Raw genomic sequence first — 12771 nt, forward strand, 5'->3', positions numbered from 1 at the left:
TTCATTTTAGGTAATGATTGAAGTAATGATGTCTTAAGTGACATATAGCTAGTGAAAGATGAGCCAAAGATTGGTGACCTCAAGTCACTATGAAACATTAAACTGAAGAGTTTGATCATGGCTCAGATTGAACGCTGGCGGCAGGCTTAACACATGCAAGTCGAGCGGAGTACTTCGGTACTTAGCGGCGAACGGGTGAGTAATGCCTAGGAATCTGCCTGATAGTGGGGGATAACGTTCGGAAACGAACGCTAATACCGCATACGTCCTACGGGAGAAAGGGGGCTTTATTGCTCTCGCTAACAGATGAGCCTAGGTCAGATTAGCTAGTTGGTGAGGTAAAGGCTCACCAAGGCGACGATCTGTAGCGGGTCTGAGAGGATGATCCGCCACACTGGAACTGAGACACGGTCCAGACTCCTACGGGAGGCAGCAGTGGGGAATATTGGACAATGGGCGAAAGCCTGATCCAGCCATGCCGCGTGTGTGAAGAAGGCCTTTTGGTTGTAAAGCACTTTAAGCGGGGAGGAGGGCACCACGGTTAATACCCGTGAATGTCGGACGTTACCCGCAGAATAAGCACCGGCTAACTCTGTGCCAGCAGCCGCGGTAATACAGAGGGTGCGAGCGTTAATCGGAATTACTGGGCGTAAAGCGCGCGTAGGCGGCTTGTTAAGTCAAATGTGAAATCCCCGAGCTTAACTTGGGCATTGCATTCGATACTGGCAAGCTAGAGTATGGGAGAGGAAGGTAGAATTCCAGGTGTAGCGGTGAAATGCGTAGAGATCTGGAGGAATACCGATGGCGAAGGCAGCCTTCTGGCCTAATACTGACGCTGAGGTGCGAAAGCATGGGGAGCAAACAGGATTAGATACCCTGGTAGTCCATGCCGTAAACGATGTCAACTAGCCGTTGGGGCCCTTGAGGCCTTAGTGGCGCAGCTAACGCGATAAGTTGACCGCCTGGGGAGTACGGTCGCAAGACTAAAACTCAAATGAATTGACGGGGGCCCGCACAAGCGGTGGAGCATGTGGTTTAATTCGATGCAACGCGAAGAACCTTACCTAGCCTTGACATGTCTGGAATCTTGTAGAGATACGAGAGTGCCTTCGGGAATCAGAACACAGGTGCTGCATGGCTGTCGTCAGCTCGTGTCGTGAGATGTTGGGTTAAGTCCCGCAACGAGCGCAACCCTTTTCCTTATTTGCCAGCACTTCGGGTGGGAACTCTAAGGATACTGCCAGTGACAAACTGGAGGAAGGCGGGGACGACGTCAAGTCATCATGGCCCTTACGGCTAGGGCTACACACGTGCTACAATGGTCGGTACAAAGGGTTGCTAACCCGCGAGGGCATGCTAATCTCAAAAAGCCGATCGTAGTCCAGATTGGAGTCTGCAACTCGACTCCATGAAGTCGGAATCGCTAGTAATCGCGGATCAGAATGTCGCGGTGAATACGTTCCCGGGCCTTGTACACACCGCCCGTCACACCATGGGAGTTTGTTGCACCAGAAGTAGGTAGCCTAACCGTAAGGAGGGCGCTTACCACGGTGTGGCCGATGACTGGGGTGAAGTCGTAACAAGGTAGCCGTAGGGGAACCTGCGGCTGGATCACCTCCTTAACGAATCCATCGGGCCAGCAAGAATCCACAACAAGTTGTTCTTCACAAAAGCAAGCAAGTCGCTAGACTGTATTGTTTGCATCGTTGTCTGTAAAAGACAGTGATCTAAACAAGTAAAACAGTTAAATGACGAGCGAAGCTGGCCTGCGGGTCTGTAGCTCAGTTGGTTAGAGCACACGCTTGATAAGCGTGGGGTCGGCAGTTCAAGTCTGCCCAGACCCACCACTAGCCAGCTGAATAGGTGAAATTTAGTGCGAATCGTAATGGTTTGGGTTAAATGAACTGAATACGGGGTCTTAGCTCAGTTGGTAGAGCGCCTGCTTTGCAAGCAGGATGTCAACGGTTCGACTCCGTTAGACTCCACCATTTTCTAAGCGATTAGGAAATTGAAAGTCGGAATGAAAGATTAAGAGTCAACATAGCTTAGTAGCTAATACTAACCTCTGTTGATTGATCGACACTGTAGTGTTGAGAAATTGCTGAATATCTCTGACCTGACGAAGGCTGAGAAACTCTTTAATAGATTGGAAAAATTGAGTTGTAGTTAATTGTGACTTATTCATCGTACAGAGAATAAGTCACCTAAAACTGAATCAAGCGTTTTGGTCAAATAACCATTGAAGCTGTACGTTGTTCAATCAACAAGACTTTGAATAGAAGCCTTAGATCAGAAGTTGGGATTTAAGACGACCGTTTGGGGTTGTATAGTCAAGTAATGAAGTGCACATGGTGGATGCCTTGGCAGTCAGAGGCGATGAAAGACGTGTGAGCCTGCGAAAAGCTTCGGGGAGGCGGCAACAATCCTATGATCCGGAGATGTCTGAATGGGGGAACCCACTTATCGTAAGATAGGTATTGCAACATGAATACATAGTGTTGCAAAGCGAACGCGGGGAAGTGAAACATCTCAGTACCCGTAGGAACAGAAATCAATTGAGATTCCCTTAGTAGCGGCGAGCGAACAGGGATTAGCCCATTAAGTTTAGAGTGTTTTAGTAGAACGACCTGGAAATGTCGGCCATAGTAGGTGATAGCCCTGTATACGAAAGGGCACTCTAAATGAATCGAGTAGGGCGAGGCACGAGAAACCTTGTCTGAACATGGGGGGACCATCCTCCAAGGCTAAATACTCCTGACTGACCGATAGTGAACCAGTACCGTGAGGGAAAGGCGAAAAGAACCCCTGTGAGGGGAGTGAAATAGATCCTGAAACCGTGTGCATACAAGCAGTAGGAGCGGACTTGTTCCGTGACTGCGTACCTTTTGTATAATGGGTCAGCGACTTATATTCTGTAGCAAGGTTAACCGTATAGGGGAGCCGTAGGGAAACCGAGTCTGAATAGGGCGTATAGTTGCAGGGTATAGACCCGAAACCGAGTGATCTATCCATGAGCAGGATGAAGGTGCCGTAACAGGCACTGGAGGTCCGAACCCACCGTCGTTGAAAAGCCGGGGGATGACTTGTGGATAGGGGTGAAAGGCTAATCAAACTCGGTGATAGCTGGTTCTCCCCGAAAGCTATTTAGGTAGCGCCTCGGACGAATACCACTGGGGGTAGAGCACTGTTTCGGCTAGGGGGTCATCCCGACTTACCAAACCGATGCAAACTCCGAATACCAGTGAGTACTATCCGGGAGACAGACTGCGGGTGCTAACGTCCGTAGTCAAGAGGGAAACAACCCAGACCGCCAGCTAAGGCCCCAAATTTCTAGTTAAGTGGGAAACGATGTGGGAAGGCATAGACAGCTAGGAGGTTGGCTTAGAAGCAGCCATCCTTTAAAGAAAGCGTAATAGCTCACTAGTCGAGTCGGCCTGCGCGGAAGATGTAACGGGGCTCAAACTAGAAGCCGAAGCTGCGGATTTGAACTTGTTTCAAGTGGTAGGGGAGCGTTCTGTAAGTCTGTGAAGGTGTGTTGAGAAGCATGCTGGAGATATCAGAAGTGCGAATGCTGACGTGAGTAACGATAATGCGAGTGAAAAACTCGCACGCCGAAAGACCAAGGGTTCCAGTCCAACGTTAATCGGGGCTGGGTTAGTCGACCCCTAAGGCGAGGCAGAAATGCGTAGTCGATGGGAAATCGGTTAATATTCCGATACTTCTGCATAATGCGATGAGGGGACGGAGAAGGTTAAATCAGCCTGGCGTTGGTTGTCCAGGTGGAAGGTGGTAGGCATGAGTCTTAGGCAAATCCGGGACTCTTTATGCTGAGAGCCGATAGCAAGCTGTACTTGTACAGCGAAGTGATTGATACCAAGCTTCCAGGAAAAGCCTCTAAGCTTCAGTTATGCAGGAATCGTACCCGAAACCGACACAGGTGGTCAGGTCGAGTAGACCAAGGCGCTTGAGAGAACTCTGCTGAAGGAACTAGGCAAAATGGTACCGTAACTTCGGGAGAAGGTACGCTGCTGATGGTGATAGGACTTGCTCCTTGAGCTGTTGGCAGCCTCAGAAACCAGGCCGCTGCAACTGTTTATTAAAAACACAGCACTCTGCAAACACGAAAGTGGACGTATAGGGTGTGATGCCTGCCCGGTGCCGGAAGGTTAATTGATGGGGTTAGCGAAAGCGAAGCTCTTGATCGAAGCCCCGGTAAACGGCGGCCGTAACTATAACGGTCCTAAGGTAGCGAAATTCCTTGTCGGGTAAGTTCCGACCTGCACGAATGGCATAATGATGGCGGCGCTGTCTCCAGCAGAGACTCAGTGAAATCGAAATCGCGGTGAAGATGCCGTGTACCCGCGGCTAGACGGAAAGACCCCGTGAACCTTTACTGCAGCTTTACATTGAACTTTGACTTTACTTGTGTAGGATAGGTGGGAGGCTATGAAGATCGGACGCCAGTTCGATTGGAGCCATCCTTGAAATACCACCCTGGTAACGTCGAGGTTCTAACCCAGCCCCCTGATCGGGGGCGGGGACAATGTATGGTGGGTAGTTTGACTGGGGCGGTCTCCTCCTAAAGAGTAACGGAGGAGTACGAAGGTGCGCTCAGCGTGGTCGGAAATCACGCGTAGAGTATAAAGGCAAAAGCGCGCTTAACTGCGAGACCCACAAGTCGAGCAGGTACGAAAGTAGGTCTTAGTGATCCGGTGGTTCTGTATGGAAGGGCCATCGCTCAACGGATAAAAGGTACTCTGGGGATAACAGGCTGATACCGCCCAAGAGTTCATATCGACGGCGGTGTTTGGCACCTCGATGTCGGCTCATCTCATCCTGGGGCTGAAGCAGGTCCCAAGGGTATGGCTGTTCGCCATTTAAAGAGGTACGCGAGCTGGGTTTAGAACGTCGTGAGACAGTTCGGTCCCTATCTACCGTGGGCGTTGGAGATTTGAGAGGATCTGCTCCTAGTACGAGAGGACCAGAGTGGACGAACCTCTGGTGTTCCGGTTGTCATGCCAATGGCACAGCCGGGTAGCTATGTTCGGAAGGGATAAGCGCTGAAAGCATCTAAGCGCGAAGCCCACCTCAAGATTAGATCTCCCAGGGGTTTACCCCCTAAAGAGCCGTTGAAGACTACGACGTTGATAGGTTCGGTGTGGAAGTACAGCGATGTATGAAGCTAACGAATACTAATTGCTCGTGAGGCTTGACTATACAACACCCAAGCGGTTGTTGTTGGCTTTAAAGGTTATAGATCAAAAGCGCAATCAACATTGCACGCTTGATTCGGATTTAGTAAAATTAGCGACAACTCAATCAGCCCAATCTGTAAGATTGGCAAAGTGAAACAGCAGTGCGAAGACTACTTCAAACGTGCATCACCAAGCCTAACAGTTGTGCTGACGACTATAGCAAGAGTGAACCACCTGATCCCATCCCGAACTCAGAAGTGAAACCTCTTTGCGCCGATGGTAGTGTGGCATTCGCCATGTGAGAGTAGGGCATCGTCAGCTCATTATTCGTAGTACAAAGCTACAAACTTAACCCCCAACCAATAACTTGGTTGGGGGTTTTGCTTTTATAGGGGATGTTTTTATTCTTTATGGTCCCCTTTCTTAATAACTTCCTTAAAAGCATCCTCTATACACTCCTTCCTATTCAAGTACGACATCAAGCTGCAATCTAAATATCGTACAGTTAATGACCGTCCATTTCAGGTTATATCATGCAAAAGCGTCGTTCTCCGCCGTGGGGTGCTATCGAGGCGTTTATTGTCGCAAGTCGCCGTGCTACGAGCTTTAAAGATGCAGCATCCCAACTGGCATTGAGCCCAGCCGCATTTTCACGCCGTATTCAGATGCTGGAAGAGCATGTCGGCGTTAAACTATTCAATCGAGTTGGGCAAACGCCGACATTGACCGCAGCGGGCGTGCGCTATCTACAGCGCTTAGAGCCAAGCTATGAAGCCATGCGTGCTGCAACCGAGTGGATGGCACCTGATGCCGAGCGGCGCGCGCTAAGGCTCGGTATGTCACAATCCTTTGCCGTGAGCTGGTTAGTGCCACGTCTGCCAGATTTTTATAAGAAATGCCAAGGCATCGAGCTGGTGATCCAGACCTGCGCGGATAACGTTGAACTGGCCGGTGGCGCTGCCGATCTGCGAATTTTATATGGTCACGGCGATTGGCCCAATTTTACGTCGCAAAAACTATTTGATCTTGAGGCCTTCGTCGTTTCACCGCCAGTACTGCTGGATGGCACACCTGCACCAAAATCGATAGAAGATCTGCAAGATGTGCCGCTCTTAGAGCTTATTCATCCCCGTAACCAATGGTCCGAGTGGTTATCACAAGCGGGCTATACCGCCCCCTTACGTGAACCACGCTATTTTGACAGTGCGCAAGTCATGTATGAGGCGGCGAGCCAAGGTCTAGGTGTTGCGCTTGGCGTCTTTCCGTTGGTGGATTCATTTCTGCAGAGTGGTCGCCTACAGATTGCCTTTGAGTCAAGCCAGCCTTTATCAGGTGCTTATCATCTTGCGGCGCTACCTGAAGTTCGGCGTCATCCTGCGGTTCAAATCCTGTGGCATTGGTTAATTAACGATCCTTCTTGTATCGTCTTTTCAGAACTGAAAAATCTGGCTTCTTAAATACGAAACACCCATTTTTATTTCAAGTATTTTGAGAAGTTATGGATCGTTTTCATGAGTTGTGTTTTGCGCAATTGCGATTGCTTGATCATTGATTGATCAGTGCGTGCGGATAAACGACGATGCATCTGCCCATTTTAGATGGCTTTCGCTGTTCTATCTGACGAGAAAGAGAAATCGCATGCGCCTTAAAATTTTATCGACCATGATTGGTCTGCCAACTGTGATCGCGACGCTATTAGCAACGGAGACGGTTTGGGGGGACGAACAAAATCCACAATTAGATACTGTTGTAGTCACTGGCACACGTTCAGCAGGACGTACCGCACTGGCATCTTCAGTTCCTGTAGATGTCATCACTAGTCAGCGTTTGCAAGCTACAGGCTTTAGTGATCTTGCCCGAGCTCTTGAGTTCACGGCACCTTCTCTAAACTTTCCGCGGGCCCATACCACACCATCTGCAGCTAATACACGTGCGATTACATTGAAAGGATTATCGCCTGACGAAGTCTTGGTCTTGATCAATGGCAAACGCTGGCATCCCAGTGTCGTGATCAATACCAACTTTGCCGTTGGACGTGGATCAGCGCCCTATGATTTAAGTACCATTCCATTAGCAGCGGTGGATCATGTCGAGATATTACGCGATGGTGCGGCTGCGCAGTATGGTTCTGATGCAATTGCTGGCGTTGTTAATATTATTTTACGCAAAGACTCATCCGGTGGATCGTTGCAGACCAGCACAGGAATCACAGATCGGGGGGACGGGGGGTATGGTGATCTTGCTGTCAATAAAGGTTTTGCGCTTGCGGGTGGCTATGTCAATGTAACGGGTGAAGTGCTTAAGCAACAAAGTACCAATCGTGCTGCGATTGATCAACGTTATGGTCGTGTGACTTATCAGATCGGCGATCCTGATGCGCTGAATCTCAATTTAGCGGCCAATGCGGCATTTCCCATACTGAATGACAGTGAACTTTATGCCACTGGGCTTGTTTCACGTAAAGACAGTACTAATGTCGCGGGCTTTCGGGCGCCGGGAGCATCGCCGTTATTCCCCAATGGCTTTGGGCCACAGGTCAATCCAATTTTGCTGGATAGCGGTTTAACTGTGGGGCTGCGCGGTATTTTAACCGAAAAAATCAAATACGATTTAAGCAATACGTTTGGCTCCTCCAATGCCGATTTCACCATCGATCACACTGCCAATAGTACACTGGGTAGCAAAAGTCCAACCTCCTTCGATGCCGGTTCTGTCAATTACTTGCAAAATACACTGAATGCGAGCATCAGTCGCCCGCTGCCTGAAATCCTAGAAGGCGGAAATTTGTCGTTAGGTGCCGAGTATCGCTATGAAAAATATGAAATAAAATCAGGTGAGTTTGCATCCTACACGGGCACTGGTTCAGCAGGTTTTCCTGGTTTTAACCCTCGTATTCCGGTTGATAATAATCGCGATGCGGCAGGGGCGTTTATCGATCTTGATCTTAAGCCTTTTTCTTGGCTGACCTTGGGTGCCGCTGGGCGTTATGACCATTACAGTGATTTTGGTAATGCAACCACGGGTAAATTTACAGCACGTGCCAAAGCTAATTCATGGTTGTCACTACGAGGTTCTGTGGGCACAGGCTTTAGAGCGCCGTCACTCCAGCAGCAGTTCTATAGTTCGACGACAAGTTTAGCCAATGGTCCCAATAAAGCCATTGTCAATGTTGGCACCTATCAAGTCGGAGATCCAATTGCACAAGCACTGGGTGCAACTGCACTGCGAGCCGAAAAGTCGAAAAGTGCCAATATTGGGATTGTATTGACCCCCTTACATAGACTGTCGATCACTGCAGATTACTTCAGAACCGATATCGATCATCGTATTGCGCTGAGTGATGCGTTGGCAGGTCCTGCTGTGCTGAGTGCATTAAAGAATGCCGGTGCCAGCGACGTTCAGCAAGTCGCATTTTTTACCAACGCCGTGGATACGCGGACCCAAGGTTATGAAGTCGCCGTCAAGTATTTGGGTAATTTTAGCGAAACGGTCAATTATGGCCTGTCGATGAACTATGCCCACATGCCGACCCGGATTCAATCCATCGCGGCGAATCCAAAGCTCCCGACATTGCCTTTGCTAAGTCAGCATTCGTTGTTGTTGCTCACCGAGGCACAGCCACGCGATAAATTGACCTCCCAGTTTAGGGTGTCGGATGGCACCTATGAGGCGGTATTGGATGTCACGCGCTATGGAGAGTATACCGATGCTCCTATTGCAGATGCCCAGAAATTTGGTGCGGAGGTGGTTTTGGACTTAGCCCTGTCAGCACGCTTAAGTCAAACGGTGAAGCTGACGGGTGGGATCTTGAATTTGGCCAATAGCTATCCTGATAAGCTTGCTCAGCAAGACACAGCCTTTAAAACGTTTGGTGGCAGTTTTGCATATGGTGAAGAGTCGCCTTTTGGGATTTCCGGACGTACATTCTTCTTAAGTCTCAATGTGGATCTGCCATGAGGATTGCGATTATTACCGATACTCATCTCGCATCTGCGGCGACTGCCTTTAATCAAAATTGGTCAAAGGTTGAGACTTGGATTAAACAGGCGAAGGTCGATCAGGTGATACATCTGGGCGATGTAACGGCGGCAGGCAGTGATGATCCCGAGCAGCTTGTTTTTGCACATACTCAGTTACAGGCGTTAAATCTCCCGATACATGTCGTGCCGGGCAATCACGATGTGGGAGACAACCCCAATCAATATAGTCAGCAAGAAGGGCAATGGATCAATGCTACGCGGCTAGCCAATTTTCGTGCGGTCTTTGGAGCAGATCATTGGCTGATCTCGGCGGGTCATTGGCGGCTCATTGGGCTGAATGCGCAGCTATTTGGGCGTGGCGGGGATGCCGAGCAACAGCAATTTGAGTGGCTGAGCCATGCGCTCAGTGCCTTAAATGATCGAACGCATGAGCAACCCAACCCGATTGGCGTATTACTGCATAAGCCATTATTTCGTCAGCATGCGCGTCTTGAAGACAGCAGTGGCCGCTACTTACTGCTAGAGGTTAGAACAAAGCTTTTGAATATGCTAGAAGATTTTGACGTACGTTTTGTGCTGAGTGGTCATACCCATCAGTCGCGCAGCATTCATATTGAAGGAGTTCAGCATGTCTGGGCACCATCGACCTCGTTCTGTATCCCTGATGCCGTACAAGAGCCCATCGGTCAGAAGATCGTCGGAGTGATGACGCTGACTTTAACGGATAATCAGCATGACTTTGAGACGCATGAGGTTTCGGGACTGCTGCGCCATAATTTATTGGATCAAATAGAGGTTTATCCCGAACTGATTGGCATGAAAGCCAAATTAGGCAAGGCTGGTGAATTATGAATCTCCATCATAATCTGACGAAGTCTCGTTTACGTGCGGCCTATTTGGTCGCTTTACTGACTCTTGCCTATACCCTGTCTTTTATTGATCGGCAGATATTAAGTCTGCTGGTTGAGCCGATTAAGCATGATCTGAGTTTAAGCGATACCGAGATCAGCGTGCTGCAAGGCTTGGCTTTTGCAGTTTTTATGGGGATTGGCGGTTTGCCGATTGGAAGGTTGATCGATCGTAGTCGGCGCATGAGCATCATCACGGCTGGTGTCGCTTTTTGGAGTGTGATGACAGCGGCCTGTGGCCTAGTGAAAGGCTATACGGGATTGCTGCTCTGCCGTATGGGGGTTGGGCTTGGGGAGTCAACGCTGACCCCTGCCGCGTATTCGGTGATCAGTGATAGTGTCTCGCCGCGACGACTTGGGCTCGCCATCGGGGTTTATTCGATGGGCGTTTATATCGGCGCAGGGCTAGCCTTGATTATTGGCGGCGCAGTGATTGCAAGACTGCCTGTCGATACAATGATTTTACCGCTATTGGGCGAGATGCGTCCGTGGCAAGTCGTCTTTGTTGCAGTAGGTTTACCGGGGCTAGTGGTTGCCTTGCTCATGATGACGGTTCGTGAGCCGATGCGACGTCATGATGAGTCTTTCGCGGTGAAAATACCGTTAAGCCAAGTCTTTCATTATCTGCGTGAACATCGTTTCGCATTCACCAGTCTAATTTTATGTCAGTCCTTCGCTGCGATGTCCTCTTATACCTTGAATGCATGGGCACCCAGTTTCTTTATCCGCAGTTATGGCTGGAGTGCTGCACAGACTGGACATGCTTATGGGATAACCATCGTGGTCAGCGGCATGCTGGGTGTAGTGTCGGGTGGCTTCCTAGGGGATCATTTGGTGGCAAAGGGATTTGTGGGTGGGCGAATGAGCCTCATGGGCGCTGCTATGATCTGTGCGATTCCCTTCGCGGCCTCTGCACCATTGATGGCTAATCCGCATGCTGCCTTGCTGATGTTGGGTGTGATCACGTTCTTGATCACACTTGCCATTGGTACAGGACCGACGGCGCTGCAAGAGTTATTGCCGAATCGCATGCGGGGGACGGTGAATGCTATGGCAGTACTTACGGTAAATCTGATTGGTCTTGGGCTGGGACCGACCATCGTGGCGTTACTCACGGATTATGTTTTTGCTGATCCATTGAAACTGCGCGATGCCTTGGCTTGGGCGGTACCAATGATGATGCTTGTTGCGGCGATTTTTGCAGGTTTGAGTCTGAAGCCTTATGCACGCAGTCGCAGCCAGCGTTTATTAACCCAACAGCCTGTTGAAAATGCGTGAGTTATATGGATGCCAAAGATTTATTTAATTCGCCATGGGCGCGCCCAAGCGAACAGTCGCGATGATAACAATCCTGCATTGGACTCTTTAGGACATCAGCAGGCGATGGACATCGTACGCGATTTAGAAGGCTTAGCACCGTGTCCGATCTGGGTCAGTCCGCTGCGTCGTTGTCGACAAACGGCCGCACCGCTAGCATATAAGTGGTCGATTAGTCCCATTATCGAGCCTTATGTCAGTGAAGTGCCTTCGCCCATGCAAGAGCCTGTTAGTCGTTCCGCTTGGCTCATGCGGATGTTAGATCGGTCGTGGTTGGAGATGGCGGCAGATGGAGAGCAATTGGCGGTGGGATATGCCGACCTACTCCATACTTGGCGTCAGCGGATCTACGATGTGGTGCTGAGCTGCCGGCAAGATACCGTGATTTATAGCCATTTCTTTGTGATCAACTCATTGATCGCAGAGGCGACTAGTAATGATCGAGTTGCCTGCGCTATGTTGGATTCTGCCTCGATCTCGGTACTTGATCTTGAGAACTACACGCTCAGGCTTGATCGGATGGGTAAACAAATGGTCAGTCATCTGCATTAAACTGATGACTGACCACTTTGTTTATGCGGATTTATTTCTCAACAAATGCCCGTTCGATGACATAGTCGCCTGGTGCATGACTGGTGCCTTCGACAAAACCACGTGCCTCTAAGATCTCGACCAGATCCTTGAGCATACTCGGGCTGCCGCAGATCATGATGCGGTCTGTCTCTGGGTTAAACGGTGGCAATCCGATGTCTTCAAAGAGTTTGCCCGATTCAATCAGATCGGTTAAACGTCCTTGTTTTTCAAAGTCTTCACGGGTGACCGTCGGGTAATAGATCAATTGATTGCGGATTAGATCCCCAAAGTGCTCATGAGCTGGCAGGTCTTCTGTGATGTGTTCAAAATAACCCAATTCATTTTTCCAGCGTACGCCGTGGGTGAGGATAATTTTTTCAAAGGCATCATAAAACTCTGGATCGCGCACCACGCTCATGAATGGCGCAAGTCCCGTACCTGTGGAGAGCAGGTATAAATTTTTGCCGGGTTTGAGATTGTCGATGATGAGTGAGCCCGTGGGCTTACGGGAGACCAAAAGGGTGTCTCCTACTTTGAGATGCTGTAAGCGGGAAGTGAGCGGACCTTCCTGAACTTTGATGCTATAGAACTCAAGATGGTCTGAATAATGAGCACTGACCACGCTGTAGGCGCGCATCAGTGGTTTGCCATTGACCTCAAGACCAATCATCACAAATTGCCCAGTTTTAAAACGCAGGCTCGGGTCGCGAGTTGTGGTGAAGCTGAATAAAGTATCGTTCCAATGATGAACACTGAGTACGGTTTCATGGGCCATATTAGACATGGAAGTTTCTCATC

Annotated in this window: 6 protein-coding genes, 2 tRNA genes and 3 rRNA genes; 10 read left to right on the top strand and 1 reads right to left on the bottom strand. The window is 49.6% G+C overall.

Features of this window, described 5'->3' with window-relative positions:
* Positions 1-99: 99 nt before the first annotated feature.
* The 10 genes from HYN46_RS00190 (at position 100) to HYN46_RS00235 (ending at position 11952) form a co-directional block, all read left to right on the top strand.
* Positions 100-1622 (top strand): 16S ribosomal RNA (locus HYN46_RS00190).
* Between the two features lie 148 nt (positions 1623-1770).
* A tRNA-Ile gene (locus HYN46_RS00195) sits at positions 1771-1847 on the top strand.
* Positions 1848-1912: 65 nt separating this feature from the next.
* A tRNA-Ala gene (locus HYN46_RS00200) sits at positions 1913-1988 on the top strand.
* Between the two features lie 340 nt (positions 1989-2328).
* Positions 2329-5217, top strand: a 23S ribosomal RNA gene (locus HYN46_RS00205).
* A gap of 184 nt (positions 5218-5401) precedes the next feature.
* A 5S ribosomal RNA gene (gene rrf, locus HYN46_RS00210) occupies positions 5402-5516 on the top strand.
* Together the 16S, 23S and 5S rRNA genes with 2 tRNA genes alongside form the textbook arrangement of a ribosomal RNA operon.
* A gap of 212 nt (positions 5517-5728) precedes the next feature.
* Positions 5729-6652 carry a LysR substrate-binding domain-containing protein gene (locus HYN46_RS00215; protein WP_114897568.1) on the top strand — a complete coding sequence of 308 codons (924 nt, stop codon included), beginning with the start codon at positions 5729-5731 and terminating at the stop codon, positions 6650-6652.
* A gap of 181 nt (positions 6653-6833) precedes the next feature.
* A complete protein-coding gene (locus HYN46_RS00220) occupies positions 6834-9152 on the top strand; it encodes a TonB-dependent receptor plug domain-containing protein (protein WP_114897569.1) in 2319 nt (772 codons plus the stop codon).
* Positions 9149-10027, top strand: a complete 879-nt coding sequence (locus HYN46_RS00225) for a metallophosphoesterase family protein (RefSeq protein ID WP_114897570.1) — start codon at positions 9149-9151, stop codon at positions 10025-10027. The genes HYN46_RS00220 and HYN46_RS00225 overlap by 4 nt, the downstream gene beginning before the upstream one ends.
* A complete protein-coding gene (locus HYN46_RS00230) occupies positions 10024-11361 on the top strand; it encodes a spinster family MFS transporter (protein WP_114897571.1) in 1338 nt (445 codons plus the stop codon). Before HYN46_RS00225 ends, HYN46_RS00230 begins: the two co-directional genes overlap by 4 nt.
* 9 nt (positions 11362-11370) lie before the next feature.
* Entirely contained in the window at positions 11371-11952 is a 582-nt protein-coding gene (locus tag HYN46_RS00235; RefSeq protein ID WP_114897572.1) for a histidine phosphatase family protein, read from the top strand.
* Between the two features lie 31 nt (positions 11953-11983).
* Here HYN46_RS00235 and HYN46_RS00240 read toward each other — a convergent pair whose 3' ends face one another.
* Positions 11984-12757, bottom strand: a complete 774-nt coding sequence (locus HYN46_RS00240; protein WP_114897573.1) for a ferredoxin--NADP reductase — start codon at positions 12755-12757, stop codon at positions 11984-11986.
* Between the last annotated feature and the right edge of the window lie 14 nt (positions 12758-12771).

This window comes from Aquirhabdus parva, from assembly GCF_003351745.1.
Classification (GTDB): domain Bacteria; phylum Pseudomonadota; class Gammaproteobacteria; order Pseudomonadales; family Moraxellaceae; genus Aquirhabdus; species Aquirhabdus parva.

Coding starts and splice junctions, on each gene's coding strand:
- HYN46_RS00225 (WP_114897570.1), top strand. CDS start 9,149: ATGAGGATTGCGATTATTACCGATACTCATCTCGCATCTGCGGCGACT.
- HYN46_RS00240 (WP_114897573.1), bottom strand. CDS start 12,757: ATGTCTAATATGGCCCATGAAACCGTACTCAGTGTTCATCATTGGAAC.
- HYN46_RS00220 (WP_114897569.1), top strand. CDS start 6,834: ATGCGCCTTAAAATTTTATCGACCATGATTGGTCTGCCAACTGTGATC.
- HYN46_RS00230 (WP_114897571.1), top strand. CDS start 10,024: ATGAATCTCCATCATAATCTGACGAAGTCTCGTTTACGTGCGGCCTAT.
- HYN46_RS00235 (WP_114897572.1), top strand. CDS start 11,371: ATGCCAAAGATTTATTTAATTCGCCATGGGCGCGCCCAAGCGAACAGT.
- HYN46_RS00215 (WP_114897568.1), top strand. CDS start 5,729: ATGCAAAAGCGTCGTTCTCCGCCGTGGGGTGCTATCGAGGCGTTTATT.